General features: G+C 34.6%; 14 protein-coding genes. 2 read left to right on the top strand and 12 right to left on the bottom strand.

Translation table 11 applies throughout. The features are described from left to right. Positions 1 to 111: 111 nt before the first annotated feature. The 7 genes from E0W69_RS00360 to hisG form a co-directional block, all read right to left on the bottom strand. Positions 112 to 942 carry a DUF4292 domain-containing protein gene (locus E0W69_RS00360; RefSeq protein ID WP_131328059.1) on the bottom strand — a complete coding sequence of 277 codons (831 nt, stop codon included), beginning with the start codon at positions 940 to 942 and terminating at the stop codon, positions 112 to 114. A 2-nt stretch (positions 943 to 944) separates the two neighbouring features. Next, on the bottom strand, positions 945 to 1,388 hold the full coding sequence (gene dut, locus E0W69_RS00355; RefSeq protein ID WP_191967919.1) for a dUTP diphosphatase: 444 nt from the start codon (positions 1,386 to 1,388) through the stop codon (positions 945 to 947). A 117-nt stretch (positions 1,389 to 1,505) separates the two neighbouring features. Further along, positions 1,506 to 3,572 (bottom strand): M16 family metallopeptidase, encoded by a 2,067-nt coding sequence (locus tag E0W69_RS00350; protein WP_191967918.1) that lies wholly within the window; start codon positions 3,570 to 3,572, stop codon positions 1,506 to 1,508. A 46-nt stretch (positions 3,573 to 3,618) separates the two neighbouring features. Beyond that, complete coding sequence (locus E0W69_RS00345) at positions 3,619 to 4,950, bottom strand: M16 family metallopeptidase (RefSeq protein WP_191967917.1); 1,332 nt, start codon at positions 4,948 to 4,950, stop codon at positions 3,619 to 3,621. Between the two features lie 75 nt (positions 4,951 to 5,025). Further along, positions 5,026 to 6,078 (bottom strand): histidinol-phosphate transaminase, encoded by a 1,053-nt coding sequence (gene hisC, locus E0W69_RS00340; protein WP_131328057.1) that lies wholly within the window; start codon positions 6,076 to 6,078, stop codon positions 5,026 to 5,028. A gap of 36 nt (positions 6,079 to 6,114) precedes the next feature. Then, complete coding sequence (gene hisD, locus E0W69_RS00335; protein WP_131328056.1) at positions 6,115 to 7,392, bottom strand: histidinol dehydrogenase; 1,278 nt, start codon at positions 7,390 to 7,392, stop codon at positions 6,115 to 6,117. Positions 7,393 to 7,416: 24 nt separating this feature from the next. Beyond that, positions 7,417 to 8,310, bottom strand: a complete 894-nt coding sequence (hisG, locus tag E0W69_RS00330; protein WP_131328055.1) for an ATP phosphoribosyltransferase — start codon at positions 8,308 to 8,310, stop codon at positions 7,417 to 7,419. 299 nt (positions 8,311 to 8,609) lie between these two features. On the opposite strand from hisG, the gene E0W69_RS00325 reads away from it, so the two are divergent. Next, on the top strand, positions 8,610 to 10,418 hold the full coding sequence (locus tag E0W69_RS00325; RefSeq protein ID WP_131328054.1) for a hypothetical protein: 1,809 nt from the start codon (positions 8,610 to 8,612) through the stop codon (positions 10,416 to 10,418). 2 nt (positions 10,419 to 10,420) lie between these two features. Here the strand turns inward: E0W69_RS00325 and E0W69_RS00320 are convergent, their stop codons facing one another. Continuing rightward, positions 10,421 to 11,374 (bottom strand): NAD(P)-dependent oxidoreductase, encoded by a 954-nt coding sequence (locus E0W69_RS00320; protein WP_131328053.1) that lies wholly within the window; start codon positions 11,372 to 11,374, stop codon positions 10,421 to 10,423. Between the two features lie 113 nt (positions 11,375 to 11,487). On the opposite strand from E0W69_RS00320, the gene radA reads away from it, so the two are divergent. Then, positions 11,488 to 12,879 (top strand): DNA repair protein RadA, encoded by a 1,392-nt coding sequence (gene radA / locus E0W69_RS00315; RefSeq protein ID WP_131328052.1) that lies wholly within the window; start codon positions 11,488 to 11,490, stop codon positions 12,877 to 12,879. A 58-nt stretch (positions 12,880 to 12,937) separates the two neighbouring features. Here the strand turns inward: radA and E0W69_RS00310 are convergent, their stop codons facing one another. From E0W69_RS00310 to E0W69_RS00295, 4 genes are all read right to left on the bottom strand, one after another. Continuing rightward, a complete protein-coding gene (locus E0W69_RS00310) occupies positions 12,938 to 14,395 on the bottom strand; it encodes a TolC family protein (RefSeq protein ID WP_131328051.1) in 1,458 nt (485 codons plus the stop codon). A 16-nt stretch (positions 14,396 to 14,411) separates the two neighbouring features. Continuing rightward, positions 14,412 to 15,773 carry an HlyD family secretion protein gene (locus tag E0W69_RS00305; protein ID WP_131328050.1) on the bottom strand — a complete coding sequence of 454 codons (1,362 nt, stop codon included), beginning with the start codon at positions 15,771 to 15,773 and terminating at the stop codon, positions 14,412 to 14,414. Positions 15,774 to 15,777: 4 nt separating this feature from the next. Further along, a complete protein-coding gene (locus E0W69_RS00300) occupies positions 15,778 to 16,770 on the bottom strand; it encodes an ATP-binding cassette domain-containing protein (RefSeq protein ID WP_131328049.1) in 993 nt (330 codons plus the stop codon). 153 nt (positions 16,771 to 16,923) lie between these two features. Further along, complete coding sequence (locus E0W69_RS00295) at positions 16,924 to 17,289, bottom strand: hypothetical protein (RefSeq protein ID WP_131328048.1); 366 nt, start codon at positions 17,287 to 17,289, stop codon at positions 16,924 to 16,926. Between the last annotated feature and the right edge of the window lie 62 nt (positions 17,290 to 17,351).

Here is a 17,351-nt window from a genome sequence, read left to right as displayed (position 1 = left end):
GAATATATTTTGATTCTTGTAAGTTATCACAAGAAAGGTATTTAAAATTCAACTCAATGGCGAAATTAACCAAATGTTAAGAAAATTTTCGAAATATATCGTTAATAATCGCTATTTGACAGAATATTTTGAAGGAATATTGAATGGATAATCTTGATTTTCATTCAATTTATAATCTTTTGTTTTTAATTCTACCTTCATTTTCATTTTTCCCGTTACCGTAATGGTTACATTTTTGGGGAAATTGCCATTTGACGTATTTTCATAAGTGTCATATTCTACCAAGCATTGATAATCAGGTCGTGTCGTATCAGTCAACAAAGTTTTGACGATTGACCCATTATTATTTAGCTCGTGATAGGCATAGAACTTTCCATTTTGAAAAGAAAGTTGCAAATTTTTATTAGGCAAAAGTAAGAAACCTTTGAAGTCACTCGTTGGGAAAAAATATTTTCCCAATAATAAGCTTTGCATATTAGGCAAATCGATCGGCGCCTGCGCTAAATTTTGTAAAAAATCAATAGACCGTGGCATAACATTACCATGAATCTTATCCATTATTATTATACTATCAGAAGAAATTTTAGCCCGTCCACCTTCTATACCAAAAGGTCCAGAAAGCATCATCCAAATCAAACTATCATTGGCCATCCGAAGACTCGCATTGCCACTTTGCGTAATTGCGATTGAATTAATAGAAAATGACATTTTACTTGAAAATGTATGGTATTTTAGCTCATTCCCAATAGAACTATCCAACACTGTTTTGGCCCATTGCATTGAATCGAAAATAGGCTTTTCAATTTTGTTACTGTCTTTTGTAATACTTTGAGAAGTAGTATTTTGACCGGTTTGCTGTATTTTTTTTGTGCTTCTACAAGACAAAATCATCACTGGCAACATTCCAATAGCCACCCATTTATTCCAATTCAATCGCTTCATTTTTATATTTTTCCAGTATGTCCAAATCCGCCTTCACCACGCACCGTTTCGCTAATTTCTTTTACTTCATACAAAATTACTTGCGACACTTGTTGTATCACCATTTGGGCGATTCTATCACTATGATTAATTGTTTGCGTCTCTTCGGACAGATTTATTAAAATAACTTTTAACTCTCCTCTGTAGTCTGCATCAATTGTGCCAGGCGTATTAAGACAAGTAATTCCTTGCTTAATTGCTAACCCACTTCTTGGTCTAATTTGCGCTTCATGCCCTTCTGGCAATTCTAAAAATAAACCTGTGGGAACCAAAGTCCTTTGCATCGGTTTTAAGACAATTGGTGCATCCAAATTAGCTCTTAAATCAAGGCCAGAAGCGCCTTCTGTAGCATATTTAGGTAATTCGTTATTGGATTTATTGATAATTTTAACTGTAATATTTTTCATTTACTCTAATTTATTTAGGGGAATCCCCAATATAGGACATTTGTATAAAACGAATTAGCAATTTGACAAATCTTTTTGATTTGAACAAATTGCTACTATTGAATTATTATTAAATTTCTAAAAATCAGCTTCGCTCACTCCTGCATTGAGAACAACTGTATCCAAAATAATTGGTAATTCTTGACTTCCTTGTGGTGTCTGTATATTCGTAACGATAGAAAATGGATATTTAATATTATCGACCGTTCTATAATCACTATAATCAATAGAGGTTGCTAATTGTGCGCCTCCATCACCATCTTCCAATTGAATTGTTCTTGTTATGAGATGCGTCTTTTGATCAAAATATAAAATCTTAGACTTTCCAGAAGGCAATTTTACGGTGATTTTATACTGTGGCGTATCATTGATGTCTTCCTCTGTCACCTCACTCAAACCAAATTCTGGTTGCAAATAATATAATTCTTCAATGATTCCTTTATCATCTTCATTTTTAGTTTTTAATAATGCAGCAGTCAAATCTTTCTTTTTGCCCATTTGCATTTCATATCCAGAAGTACTTTTGAATACATTTTTCATCACCGGATTACCGCCCATCGATACGGTTGCCATATCCCAATTAGGCGCTAATTTCTTTTCCTCAAATACCAAATCCATCCCTTGCACAGACATTTTGCCATTCAATTGCAAAGATTTAATAGCTTTCAAATTATCCAAACCACCAATGGCGGTATAATAATTATTCAACACATCTTTTGCCTTCACGGAAGACACTGTCGCAGAAGTTTGCTTCAAGGTATCCATATCGATATTGTAAACTGTTACAGGATAACCCAATTTCTCCAATTTGCCTTTAATATCACTAGCTTTTCCAGTGATAACGATACGTGTATTGTTATAATTAAAATATTTCTGCGCGACTCTTTGTATATCTGACGGAGTTACCGCATTAATTTTTTGTAGAAATTTTTTGTAAAAATCCTTCGGAAGTTTTTCTAGCAAAATATTCTTGGCATATGCTGCTGGGCGTGCAGGATTTTCCATTCCCAAAGCAAATTGACCATTGTATAGCGCTTTAGCTATATTTAATTCTTCAATTGTTGGCTGTATCGAGCGGATATCTTTAATCTCTTTCAAAAATTCTATCACCGCACTATCCGTTTTGTCATTGCGCACAGCAGCTTGAGCCATAAATGTCGATTGCCAGCGACCCGAACCTACACTCGAATAAGCGCCATATGTAAATCCATGTTTTTCACGCAGATTTTTGAACAATCGTCCCTCGGAACCACCACCTAAAATTTCATTTGCCAAAATAACTGGGAAAAAATCTGGATTGGTTTTAGACAAATTCACCAAGTTGGCCACTTTAATTTCGGATTGTACCGCATTAGGCACATTTACGATATCAATTTCTGTTTGTTTTGGACTTGCGACTAAAGGCAAATTGGGTAATTCGACTTTTTTACCAGTCCATGCTCCCAAATATTGTTGACTAAGCGCTTTTGCTTTTTCTGGTGTGATATCTCCTACGAAAGTCAAAATACCACGTGAAGGCGTATAATAATTTTGGTAAGCATCTTTTACATCTTGCAATGTCAATCCAGCATAAGTAGTTGCCGAAGAAAACTCGCCCAAAGGATTTGCTTTTCCGTAAAGCAATGCATTGACAGCACGTTCACTCATGGATTCCGCACTTTTTTCATTTGCTTTAGCTCCAGTAATGAATTGATTTTGAACTTTTTTAAAGGAACTTTCTGACAATAATGGCTGCTGCAAAGCTTCGGTAAACAAGCCAAATGCTTGCTCAAAATAATTGCTCAACGCAGTTACACTGCCACCTGAATAAGTTGCACCAATCTGATCAATGGTAGAATCAAATACGGCTTTGGAATGCAATTTCGTTCCTTCTTGGATCATCGCAGCAACGACAGAAGTAACGCCAGCTTTTGCACCTTCTTTGATCGGACCAGCATCGACTGCATAATCTACACTTATCTGAGGCACTTTTTTATCCGTAACTACAATTACAGTAATGCCATTACTCAAAGTAAATATCGCAGGATCTTGGAGTTTGATTTGGGGAACGGGACCAGGCAAAGGAGCTTTCGTACGATTAACATCTTGTGCAAGAAGTATCGTTCCAGAAAATAAACCTATTAAGATTAAACTAATTTTTTTCATACATCTAAATTTCAAATACGGAAAACAATGTCTGTTTGTAAACGGATTATTTGCTTGCTTTAGGTAAATAATAAAGTACCAATCTTTGATTTTGATTGAGATATTTCCTTGCAGCATTTCTGATATCCTCTTTTGTAACAGATCTTATTTCTGTAAGGATATCATTGACATGACCCGTATTTTTTTTGTAAAATGTATAACCATCTGCTAAATTCTCTGCAATCCCAATATTTCGGTTATTACTATTTACAAAATCGGTTTCCGCTTGCACTTGCAACTTTTTAAATTCTGCGTCAGTGATCAAATTTGTCTGTACATCTTTGACTTGTGCATCCATATCATTTAGCAAAGTATCCAAAGGTACATTTCCACTTGGCAAAGCCAGATTGATATATAAACCGTAATCTTCTAAAGTATAATTAAATGCAGTTACTTCAAGCGCTTCCGCTTTTTGGTCTTTGATATATTTATTAAAACGAGAACTTTCACCTTTTGATAATAATGAGGTCAATAGACTCAAAGTGACTGCATCTTTTGTATTTTCTCCAGGAACACGATACGCTGTGAATATTGCAGGTATTTGGATATTAGGATCGTAGGCGGTATCGATCATTTCCTTAGTAATCGGCGCTTCTTCAATGGCAGGTTGTACTACTTCAGCTCCTTTTGGTATCGACTCAAAATAACTTTTTACCCAAGCTTCCGTTTCTGGAATATTAATATCACCCGAAATACTCAACACTGCATTATTAGGAACATAGAATTTTTTGAAAAAATCTTTGAATTCGGATAATTTGGCATTATTGATATCTTCCATAGATCCAATAGGAACCCAATGATAAGGATGATTAGTAAACATTTTGGAAAAAACCACCGCCATAAATTGTCCATAAGGTTGATTATCGACGCGCATTCTTTTTTCCTCTTTCACTACTTCCCGCTGTGTATTTACTCCGATATCATTGATAACTGGGTGCATCATGCGCTCACTTTCCAACCAAAGTCCCAATTTCAACTGATTGGCAGGCAATACTTCGTAATAGAACGTACGATCTTGCGTGGTATTGGCGTTATTTTGTCCGCCATTCGCTGCGACAATTTTCATAAACTCTCCACGCTTGATATTATCCGAACCTTCAAACAATAAATGTTCGAAAAAGTGGGCAAATCCAGTTCTTCCTTTTACTTCATTTTTGGAACCGACATGATACATTACAGAAACCGCAACATCTGGCGCCGTTTTGTTATCATGCAAAACAACGTGTAGTCCATTTTTCAGATCATATTCTTTAAAGTCAACTTTTTGGCTAAAACCTTTTAAACCAAAGGCTGTTGCAAACAAAGCAAAAGAAAGTCCGAACACTTTTTTTCGAATCATATATGAAATCTTAGTATTAAAATATTCCTTTTTAAGGTATTTTTTATTTCCGTACGGGCAATAATTTTGCCAATTTTAGATAGACGCTTCGTGCATTAAGTTGATCAACTCCTCATTTTCGGATAGTGTACCTATCGTAATACGCAAACAGCCATCGCATAAAATAACCTTATGACGGTCTCTCACAACCAATCCTTTGTCTATCAAAAATTGATATAAACCCGCTGGATCTTTAACTTTTACCAATAAAAAATTCGCATCTGAAGGATAAACAGTGTCAACCATAGGCAGTTGCAAAAGTGTCTCCGCTAAAGATTGCCTTAAAGTTACAATTTCTGATTGCATTTCCAACATTTGGTTTTCATTTTCCAAAGCCTGCAATGCTAATTCTTGTGTAACCTGATTAATATTATAAGGAGGTTTTACCTTATCCATAATCGCTATAATCTCCATAGACGCAAACGCCATCCCTAAACGCAAACCAGCTAACCCCCAAGCTTTACTAAAGGTTTGCATCACTACAAGATTGGGATATTGGGACAAATATTGATTGAAAGAAACGCTATTTGTAAAATCAATATATGCCTCATCCACAACAACAATTCCAGAAAATTTGGATAATAAAGTTTTGATATCTGCTTCGTTCAATAAATTACCCGAAGGATTATTTGGCGAGCAAATCCAGATCAATTTAGTATTGGCGTCAATGGCATTTTCGATTTCGGCTAAACGTAATTGGAAATTTTCATCCAAATCCACTCTTTTCAAATCAACCTCATTGATATTGGCACTCACTTCATACATACCATAAGTTGGAGGGCAAATGATCACATTATCCACGCCACTTTTACAAAAACAACGGTATAAAAGGTCAATACATTCATCACTACCATTTCCAAGAAATATTTGATTTGCCTCCACATTCTTGATGGTGGCTAATTTTTTCTTCAATTGTTTTTGGTGTGGATCAGGATAACGATTGTAATTACGATTCAAAGGCGAACCAAAACTATTTTCATTTGCGTCCAAAAAAACCTTGGCGTCGCCTGAAAATTCATCTCGAGCAGAAGAATAAGGCGCCAATTTGAGAATATTCTCTTTAACTAAACTATTTAAATTAAAAGCCATAATTGAAGTTTGTTTTCCGTTTTGAATAAATGACAATTATTTTGCGATACGCACTTTTACCGCATTGGCATGTGCTTGTAAACCTTCCGCTTCTGCCATTGCAATTACGGTAGATGCTATATCTTCCAAACCTTTTGTTTCCAATTTTTGGAAAGTGATTTTTTTGACAAAACTATCGACGCTCACTCCGCTGTAAGCTGTTGCATAACCATTTGTCGGCAAGGTATGATTCGTACCACTCGCATAGTCTCCCACACTTTCTGGAGAATAATTGCCCAAGAAAATAGAACCCGCGTTGATGATTTGTTCGCCAATATTTTCAGCATTTTCACAAGAAATAATCAAATGTTCTGGTGCATATTTATTTGCCAAATCAATCGCATCTTGTATGGAATCCACATAAATCAATTTGCTATTATTCAAAGATTTTTCCGCCAAATCTTTACGTGGTAATACTGCTAATTGCTTTGCTATTTCAGTTTGAACTTTATCTAAAAGTGCTTTATCTGTAGAGATCAAAAACACTTGACTATCTGGTCCATGTTCCGCTTGAGAAAGTAAATCCGCTGCCACAAAACTAGGTACAGCAGTTGCATCCGCCAATACGCATACTTCACTCGGTCCAGCAGGCATATCAATCGCCACGCCAGCCTCTTGAATTAATTGTTTGGCGCACATAACAAATTGATTTCCCGGTCCAAATATTTTAGAAACTTTTGGAATAGTTTCCGTTCCAAAAGCCATCGCGCCAATCGCTTGTACACCACCAACTTTGAATATTTTAGTAACGCCAACCAAATTTGCTGCGTACAAAATCGCAGGATGCAATTTGCCTGATTTATTCGGAGGCGAACACAAGATAATTTCTTTGCAACCAGCGATTTTCGCAGGAATTGCCAACATCAATATAGTAGAAAATAAAGGAGCAGATCCTCCTGGAATATATAAACCGACTTTCTCAATTCCAACTGATTTACGCCAACATACAATCCCCGGCATCACCTCAATCTTTTCTATGGGTTGCAATTGCACTTCGTGAAATTTTTGAATATTGGCTGCCGCTTTTTGAATGGCTGCTTTTAATTCTTCGGGTAAAGAATCGACCGCTTCTTGAATTTCGGAAGTTGTAACTACATTATTGTCCAATTCAACTTGATCAAATAAAGACGTGTATTTCAATACTGCTTGATCGCCATTTGCTTGAATATCTTGTAATACGCCAGACACTTTTTCTTTCAAAGCGGTCGTGTCCAGCGTTGGTCTTTTAATAATTTCGTCCCATTCGCTTGGATTGGGTTGATAATAAACATTCATTTGAATAAAATATTTTAACTAAAATTATAGTACCATTTTTTCAATAGGCAATACCAATATACCTTCTGCACCCAATTTTTTCAAATCTTGAACAATTTCCCAAAATTGAGTTTCACTTAATACTACGTGAATACTGCTCCAACCCTCTACAGCCAAAGGCAAAATCGTTGGACTTTTCATACCGGGAAGTAATTTTTCAATCTCAGGAAGCGCTTCATTTGGCGCATTCATCAAAACGTATTTGTTATTTTTTGCTTTTCTAACCGCTTGAATTCTGAAAATTAATGATTCCAAAATTGCGCGTTTGATTGGCGTAATATTTTGGTTGGTAATCAACACTGCTTGAGATTGTAGGATCACATCCGCTTCTTTCAAACCATTCATAAATAAAGTAGAACCGCTACTAACCAAATCACAGATAACATCTGCCAAACCTATACCAGGAGCGATTTCTACACTTCCGCTGATCTCTTGAATATCGGCTTTTACATTATATTTATCTAAATAATCCTGTACCAAAACGGGATAACTTGTCGCAATTCTTTTGCCTTGTAGGCTAGTCGCTCCGCCAAACTCCTCTCCTTTTCTAACAGCGAAAGACAGACGGCATTTTCCAAATCCTAATTTCTCAGTAATCTCAACGGATTTCTTTTTTTCAAATACTACATTTTCCCCGACGAAACCAATATCAGCCACACCATCTTCTACATACTGAGGAATATCATCATCACGTAAAAAATATAATTCTATAGGAAAGTTAGCCGCTTCACTTTTTAATTTGTTGATGCCATTGCTAATATCGATGCCGCACTCTTTCAACAATTTCATAGAGTCGTCGTGCAATCTTCCTGATTTTTGAATTGCCAATCTTAAAACATTTTTTTCTTCTATTAGAGAAGAAATTTCATTTGAGCTCATTTTTTTTCAGTTGAGTGTAATAAAAAAGGCTTACATCGCTGTAAGCCTTAATAATAATTTGGAATAATAAATACATTATCTCACCAGGCCTACCTAAAGGAAAAGTCATGATGATGGATATGTATGTTTGTATTCATGAGGCAAATGTAAAGGAAAAGATTAAATTGTTTTCTTTTTTTAGAAAAAATTAATGATTCGGTAAGATTCTGTATTTTAGAATCTTGTTGGCAAAAAGGTTCACCATATTTTACATTGGGATAATTGTCATCCTTTCGGTATTCATTTTCACAAAGGAAGGGATGAGCCAAACTGTAGATACAACCCATCTGCAAAAAACAGAAAATCATAAAAATCCCATATTTAAAAAGTTAAGTGATCCATTTACCAAACACAATGTAACCGTGCGCGATACAGCGAGTACATTGAATTTAACACTTCTCAATAATCAATTGCGATTTTCAAGGTATTTAGGGAAAGTAATTCGAAATATTAAATTCACAGAATTGAATTTTTACCAAAATATGGAGGATTCTACGCAGAAGAAAAAATATTTTGGCACGAATATTTTGACCAAATTACATAGAATGTCACGCCCAAGTGTAATTAAGAAAAACCTTTTTTTCCATTCTGGCGAGCAATTTTATCCAACAGTCATCGCGGATAATGAGCGTTTTTATCGTACGATTCCATTTATTCGTGATGCTAGGATTATAGTCGATACCATTCCTGGCAATTCTGATTCTATCGATATTACGGTAGTCACAAAAGATTTATTTAGTATTACTGGTAGCATTGGGTCCTTGTCTGCTAGTACACAAAGATTTACAGTCGCAGAAATGAATTTAGGAGGATTGGGGCAATCTATTCAATACATGCCATTTATTGACAATGGTCGTAAACCAAGAGCTGGAGCGGAATTTACCTATCGATACTATAATTTATTTGGATCATTTGCAGATATGCGCATCATGGCATCCAGTGTCGGGAAAAATATAGTCACAGGAGATCGAAATGAAGAATCTACAACATTTGAATTATCAAGACCTTTAGTTTCTCAATATAAAAAATTTACTGGAGGACTTATTCTGAGTAAAGCAAAGACCCATAATGTATATTCCAATCTTATAGAAGACGGTCGCTATTATAAATATAACTATACCACTTTTGATATATGGGGAGGAATCAATCTTGGTATAAAAAAATATTTAACAGATGAAAGAAATCGTGCGCGTACTTTACTTTCTGTTCGTTATATGAAATACACTTTTCACAATGCACCTACACAGATTACCAATGGATTTAATTACATGACGGATTCACGTCAAGGAGCATTGGCACAATTGACTTTTTTCAAACAAAACTTTTACCAAACAAGATATTTCTATGGTTTTGGTACGACGGAGGATATTCCTTATGGGCACAGTTATAGTTTGATTGGAGGCTGGTTTAGACAATTAAATACTTCGAGACCCTATATTGGTTGGGATTTGAATAAATATAATTTGTCCTCCCAAGGTGATATATTACAATATTTTCTAAAAGGAGGAACCTTTATACAGCAAGGACTCAGAGATTTTGGATATATCATGGGAGCCACATTTTACAGTAGAGTTATTTATAGAAATCAAACTAAAATTCGACAAATATTTAGATTTAGCTATTCAGAAATTATTAATAGGCGTACCCTTGATCCATTAAAAATTAATAATTCTCAATACGGATTGAGAAATTTCGGATTGGATTCCACTATTGGAAGTCGGAGGCTTACTTTTCATTCTGAAACGATTGCTTATACACCCAAAAAGATTTTCGGATTTCTGATTGCACCATTTATGGCGGGAGATCTATCCCTACTCACACCGCCTAAAGGAAATCTACAAAGAACTGCATTATACACTGGATTTGGACCAGGTTTTCGGATAAGAAATGAAAATTTAGTATTCGGAACTATAGAAGTGCGGTCTCTCTATTTCCCTAAGAGAGTTCCTGGCTTAAATCAATTTAAAATTGGGATGACTGCCAATTTACGATTTAGATTTAATACCAACTATGTAAATAAGCCAGACATTGTACAACTTAATAGCGACCCATACAATTCGATTTATTAAATTTATTTAGTCAAATTATCCAAACTCACACGCACCATACTTTCAATAGAAGATTCCGTATAAAATGCAATATGTTGTGTCATAATTACATTGGGAAATTGACGTAAATAAGCCATATCTTTATTTGAAATAATATCTAATCTTCGATCAAAATGGTAAATCTCAGATTCATTTTCAAATACATCTAAAGCTAATGCGGAAATTTTTCTAGTTTCGATTCCACGAATTAAACCATTTACATCCATCAATCCGCCACGTGAACAATTGATCAAAATAACACCATCTTTCATTTTATCAATAGCCTGTTGATTTATCATATGATGCGTATTATCGTTTAAAGGCAGATGTAAGGAGATGATATCAGACTCTTGTAACAACGCATCATAGTCTACAACGCTTGCTAATCCACCCAAGTTATTTTTTTTCTTCAAACTAGGGGAATACGCCAAAACTTCACATCCAAACCCATTTAATATTTTAATAACTTCTAGTCCTATGCCACCAGTACCAATAATTCCTACTTTACAATTTTTCAATTCTTTCCCTTGCAAACCTTTCAAGGAATAATCATTGACATTCGCTCGAAACATGGCTTGTTTATATTTACGTAAAGACATCAGCATCATCATTATCGCAAACTCAGCGACACAAGCTGGATCATAAGTGGAATTTGTCACTTCAATTCCGATAGATTTGGCATAATTTACATCAATATGATTCAAACCAATAGTTCGCGTAGATAATCTAGAAATGCCATAAGATTTCATAGTATCTAACATTTCTATATTTACCTCACTATGCCCGAGAATACTCACACCTTGAAAACCTTCCAATAGATTCTTATTAGCAATCGTCAATCTTTGTGGTATTAATTTCAACTCAATACCTTTCTCTTTTTCAACTGCCGCAAAATATTCAGATTCATCATTTCTAGTTTCAAATGCAATAATTTTCACCCTATTCAATTTGAGGCAAATTTACTGTCCGGATCGTTAATATTTACATAACTGAAATATAGAATACAAATATTTAATTAAAATATATTTCAATAAGATATTATTTTTGGAATATGGCAAAAGCGAAAACCGTATTTTTTTGTTCTCATTGTGGTTATGAAAGTGTGAAATGGCTGGGAAAATGTCCAGCTTGTAACGAATGGAATACATTTATCGAAGAAGTAGTTGATACAGGAAATGCAAAAGATAAAAATGAATGGACGCAGTACAACATAAAAAATAATAGCACAGAAACTACGAAAAATTCGAAATCTCAACTATTAAAAGATATTCAAGGAGGAGAAGAATATCGAATACTGACTACTGATCCGGAACTTAATCGCGTATTAGGTGGTGGTATAGTTGCTGGTAGTATCATATTGGTTGCAGGCGAACCAGGAATTGGAAAAAGTACCTTATTTCTTCAAAACGTACTCAAATTAAATCAAATCAAATCACTATATATAAGTGGTGAAGAAAGCGCTTCGCAAATAAAAATGCGAGCAGATAGATTAAGCATTAAAAATGACAATTTTTATTTACTCACAGAAACTTCGACACAAGCGATATTTAAAGAAATAAAAAACATACAACCCAATTTAGTCATAGTAGATTCTATTCAAACGATGGAAAGCAATCTATTAGAAGCATCTCCAGGTAGTATCTCTCAAATACGCGAAACAGCTGCAGAGTTTCAAAGGTTTGCTAAAGAAACCGGAACTCCTGTTTTTCTAATAGGCCATATAACAAAAGAGGGAAGTATTGCTGGGCCCAAAATATTAGAGCACATGGTAGATGTGGTGCTTCAATTTGAAGGAGATCGACATTATAGTTATCGTATACTTCGTACATTCAAAAATAGATTTGGGAATACTTCCGAATTGGGTATTTATGAAATGAGTGGAGCCGGCATGCGTGCGGTCACCAATCCATCCGAAATCTTAATTACTGAAAAAGATGAGCCTTTAAGTGGCAGTGCTATAACTGCAAGTATGGAAGGACAAAGACCATTATTAGTGGAAGTTCAAGCATTAGTGACACCAAGTGTATATGGCACGCCACAAAGAACAGTAAGCGGTTTTGATTTAAGAAGGTTACAACTCTTATTGGCTGTACTAGAAAAACGTGGAGGTTTTCAATATGGATCTAAAGATGTATTTGTAAATATTGCTGGAGGAATGAAGGTGGAAGATCCATCAATTGATTTGGCGGTAATATGTGCATTACTTTCCTCTTACGAAGACGTGCCCATTCCATCATCTATATGCTTTGCTGGCGAGGTTGGATTGAATGGAGAGATTAGAGCCGTAAACAGAATAGAACAAAGAATATCCGAAGCTGAAAAATTGGGATTTGAAAAAATTATAGTTTCCAAATACAATAGAAAATCCTTTAATATAAAGAAATTTTCCATTGAAATAATTATGCTGGGTAAAGTAGAAGAAGTATATAAATATTTCTTCTAAACTAAAACTCCATCTCATTCGCATGAGATGGAGTTTTATATTTTTTAGGACTTAGAGATCAAGGGGTTACATTTTGTTTCGTTCCTGCTTTATAATATATCTCCGCGATTTTCTTTTGATAGTTAGTAACCAGTTCTTCTCTTTTTATTTTCATGTCAATCAACTTTGTTTCTCGACTATTAATTAAGAAAAGTGTACTTTCTCCTAACGAGAATTTTTGAATTTCTGCGGTTAACAAAGTCTGCTGGCTATTTACATTTACATCTTGTTGGATTAATAAACGTTTATAACCACTTAAAGTATTGTAGGAGGATGTAATATTATTTCGAATATTACGATTCATTTGAAATAAATCATAGTCTACATCTTGTCTTTTAATTTTTACTTCTCTTAACTTTCCTCGTTCTGCTCTAAGAAATAATGGAAATGCAAAATTGACGCCTACTTTATAATTTTTCCATGCAAAATCATAGTAATCCGGATAATAATCACCAAATGTATTTCTTCTAGTTAGCAACGACCCGGAGAGATCCACTTTTGGTTTCAACATTTCCTTTCGATATGCCGTTTCTATATCCAATTGTTCTCCTTTTGATTGTAGTTTCAAAACTTCTGGATGCTGATTAAGTGCATAATCAAATAATTCATTCAATTTTATTTTATCTACATCACTATAGGAAGAGTCTATCCTTTGAGGTATTGCATAAGTAGGCAATTCAACAGGAACATTGCTTTCATCCCACAAATAATTAGATAATACTATTGTCGCATTTTGCAACTCAACATCCAACTTTGTTAGTTGAATTTTCCTATCTTGAACCATTATAAAAGCTTCCACAGAATCTATAGGAGGCTTATCTCCTAGTAAGGTTTGTCTAACTATTGCTTTATAACGCGTTTCAGCTAGATCAACACCATTTTTCAATAATTGATATTGCTTGTAAGTATAGTACCAATTCCAATATTCTTTTACGGCCTCAAACCAAATAGTCAAAATTTGTTTCACTTGCTCCGCATCTGCATATTTAGCCATTGCTTTCGCTTGCTTGAGCGTATTGCGCCTTTCATCAATAATCAAACCTTGACCAATTGGAATATTTAAACCAACTCCTGTCAGTCCGTCTCTACCCGTATAATATTGTGGATTGGTATACTCTCCATAGTTTTTATCATAACCTATTTTTAAATCTGCACCCGCTAACCACAATGGCACTTTTAGTTCACTTTGCCAGTTACTATAATAATCTTTATGACCAAATTGTTTTCTAGCAAAATGAGATTCTAGTTTGGGATCAAATTTTCCCAATGCGGACAAGATTTTGGCTTGCGCTTCATCTCCTAATAAAAATGCCTGCTTAATCACAGGATGATTTTCAAGCACAATAGCTTGCAAATCACTCAACGAAAATTCTTTGGCAGAATCAACATTTTGTTGTACTTGCTGAGCGTTTACTATTGTTGAGACAAAAGCGCAATACACTAAGAGAAAAATATATTTTCTTATAATATATAACATGTAATTTCTTTTTTATTTACTTCTTCTTTTCCTTTCCGGTAGGTTCTTTTTCCAAACTTGGAGGGAATCCATTTAATTGACGCCAGATTTCGTACCACAATGGTACAGATCTCAATATTACTCTACCGAATACACCAGAGCCCTGTCTCAATTGTTTTGGCCATGGATCGTCTTTTGTAGGAAGTGGATCTTTGGGGATAACTAGAATTCTATATTTTCCACTAGAACTACTTACTCTATCAATTACCGCCACAGTACCAGCAAAAGTACCAACAGCTACTGACGGCCAACCTGAAAATTGAACCGAAGGCCAACCTTCAAATTCTAGTCTAACGTCACTACTATCCAATATCAAGGGCACATCCATCGCATCGACATAAATATCCACAGCTAACATAGGTTGCTTTGGTTGTAGCGTTGCTATAGATTCACCTTCTTTGATATTTTCCCCAACACCAGCTTTCAAAGTTTTTACAACAAAACCATCTTGAGGAGCACGTACAATATATAGTCCTCGTCTAAAATCCACATTTGAAATTTCATTTCTCAACTTAGCAATATCTCCTTGTGCACTGACTTTACTAGAAAATGCAGTACTCAAATCTGACTGAGCTTTTGCTAAAGACTCTTGATATTTTGCATTAATATTATCCAATTCAATACGCGAATTCAATAAATTTTGTTGTGAATTATTTAGCTTATTTTGTTGACTCACCACTTTAGCCAAATCTTCTTGCAATTTCAGTCTTCGACTTTCAATATCCGTCAAGGAAAATAGGCCATTTTTATATCCTTCTTCGTAACGAACTAAACGCGCTTTACTCGTTTCATAAAATTTTTCAATAGCGACCAGATCTGCACTATCAATGTGCACATAATTGATGGCTTGTGTAACTTTGTTACGCGCAGAGGATAATTGCGCTCTTAACCCATCATTCAATGCATGGATTTGTTCGTGTGTCGCTGTCATTTTTTGCGATGCGGCATCTTCACTCCCTTTTTTGGCACTTAATTGTTCGTTAAGTCGTGTAGGTAATTCAGGATCAAAATAGGATTGTGTAGTTTCGGATAAGACTAATATAGTATCCCCTTTTTTCACTTCTTGTCCTTCCCGCACAGCCCAATGTTCAATCCTCCCGCCAATCTGATTTTGTACAGTTTGTGGTCTATCTTCTGGTCTTAATGCAGTAACCGTTCCTGTTCCAGGTATAGTCTGTCGCCAAGGCAAAAACAGAATAATGACAAAGCAAACCAATAAAAAAAGCATTATTCTTCCTAATGTTTTAGAAGCTCCTACAGATAATAATTCATTATTGGAATGCTTTAAAACAGTATACCATTTTTTGGTTTCTACAATATGTTTATTAATATTTCCCATTGTTTTAATGTTTCTCGTCTTCTAATTCTAAATCTGTAACCACCGCAAGTTTTTCACTACCAGTAACCATATCAAATACGGTATCCATACTCGTCATCAATTTTTCAATACTATAACTGATCTGTACAATGATCACTTCAGCAGCAACAAATTGCCCCAAAGTCATTTCACGATTTACCACGAAATAGGAACCCAACAATAATAATGCTCCCATTAAAAGGGTTCTAAGAATTAATGAACTTTTGAAAAATTTACGCAAAACAGAAAAATGACTATTTCTTGCAACCAAATATTGAGAAGTGATTTTATCAGCATGTTCAATAATTTCATCTTTCTTTTCTTTAGAATCATATTTATCTAATTCAGAAGCAACCTCTTCCAAATATCCAACAAGAGCATATTTATGTTCGGACTCTTCAATACTAGAATATAATCCTTGCCTATAATATAAGCCCAATGTCAAAATAATTGCTAACACAATCAATATCCCAAAACCAATAAATACTGGATGATAAAATGACAACAATACTGCACTAAAAAGAATAGTTACACATGCGGCAACAATGTCTACCAACAATTTTACTAACCCTTTTTGTATAGTTAAAATATCAAAAAAGCGATTGACCAATTCGGGTGGATATTCATCTACCAATTCAGTCTTTTTTATTCTTGGAAGTCTATATGCAAACTCAATAGAAGTCCTTGTAAATATCCGTTGTTCTATAGACTCAACTAATGTTAACTGGCCAATTAGTAAGAGACCTCCAATAATTACACCTAACAAAACTGCACCGATCAAAATATAAGTCGAACTAAATATTGCACCATTTGAAAGCAAATTATACACAGCTGTTACACCTAATGGCAGCGTCAATCCAATCAAACCGATTAATACGGCATATACAAATACATAATTAATCGTCTCTTTCTCAAACTGTAGCAATGCAATTAATTTTTGCCACGGAGAAAGTAAACTCACATGATGTTTCTTACCCATTTTTTTATTTTATAGGAAATAGTGATAGAATGACTATGTATTTGCACAGAATAAAAACCGTACATATACATATCTACAATGGAATGAATATTCAAATCCATTGAAATATCGACCAACTATTGTTGGCAATACAAATTGAAAATTTTGGAAATTTTATCCTAAATCTGGAGGAGGAGTTAGTATAGTAAATATAGGAGACATCACTTTTTCATGTAAATAAATACTATAAAACAACGTGATATTTTCATATGTCCCAAAATGTATAAAATCAACATCGGGAGAAATCCAATCTACAGCCAAGCATTCTGGAAGTTTGCTACAGCCTTCGTTATCGGAAGAATCATTCTCAGAATTAGAAGTTTTCTTCTCATTATTATCCGTGTTTTTTTCACAAGACGAAATATGATTTTTAATTACCTCTTTTGTAAATGCGTAAGCAGAAACCAATTTGAAACTAAAAAATATAGTTAGTCCTAAAATGAATAAAATTCGTATATATTTTAACGAGAGTTTTGCCATTGTCTAGAGTTCCAAAAATAGTGAGCAAACAATCATTTGCCAAATTGAGTTTGTTAAAAACA

Origin of the sequence: Rhizosphaericola mali, from assembly GCF_004337365.2 — a bacterium.
Lineage (GTDB): Bacteria > Bacteroidota > Bacteroidia > Chitinophagales > Chitinophagaceae > Rhizosphaericola > Rhizosphaericola mali.
This window is presented reverse-complemented; position numbering and strand designations above follow the sequence as displayed.

Bases quoted from the DNA above. Each gene is read 5' to 3' on its own strand.
- E0W69_RS00360 (WP_131328059.1), bottom strand. From the start codon at position 942: ATGAAGCGATTGAATTGGAATAAATGGGTGGCTATTGGAATGTTGCCA.
- dut (WP_191967919.1), bottom strand. From the start codon at position 1,388: ATGAAAAATATTACAGTTAAAATTATCAATAAATCCAATAACGAATTA.
- E0W69_RS00350 (WP_191967918.1), bottom strand. From the start codon at position 3,572: ATGAAAAAAATTAGTTTAATCTTAATAGGTTTATTTTCTGGAACGATA.
- E0W69_RS00345 (WP_191967917.1), bottom strand. From the start codon at position 4,950: ATGATTCGAAAAAAAGTGTTCGGACTTTCTTTTGCTTTGTTTGCAACA.
- hisC (WP_131328057.1), bottom strand. From the start codon at position 6,078: ATGGCTTTTAATTTAAATAGTTTAGTTAAAGAGAATATTCTCAAATTG.
- hisD (WP_131328056.1), bottom strand. From the start codon at position 7,392: ATGAATGTTTATTATCAACCCAATCCAAGCGAATGGGACGAAATTATT.
- hisG (WP_131328055.1), bottom strand. From the start codon at position 8,310: ATGAGCTCAAATGAAATTTCTTCTCTAATAGAAGAAAAAAATGTTTTA.
- E0W69_RS00325 (WP_131328054.1), top strand. From the start codon at position 8,610: ATGAGCCAAACTGTAGATACAACCCATCTGCAAAAAACAGAAAATCAT.
- radA (WP_131328052.1), top strand. From the start codon at position 11,488: ATGGCAAAAGCGAAAACCGTATTTTTTTGTTCTCATTGTGGTTATGAA.
- E0W69_RS00310 (WP_131328051.1), bottom strand. From the start codon at position 14,395: ATGTTATATATTATAAGAAAATATATTTTTCTCTTAGTGTATTGCGCT.
- E0W69_RS00305 (WP_131328050.1), bottom strand. From the start codon at position 15,773: ATGGGAAATATTAATAAACATATTGTAGAAACCAAAAAATGGTATACT.
- E0W69_RS00300 (WP_131328049.1), bottom strand. From the start codon at position 16,770: ATGGGTAAGAAACATCATGTGAGTTTACTTTCTCCGTGGCAAAAATTA.
- E0W69_RS00295 (WP_131328048.1), bottom strand. From the start codon at position 17,289: ATGGCAAAACTCTCGTTAAAATATATACGAATTTTATTCATTTTAGGA.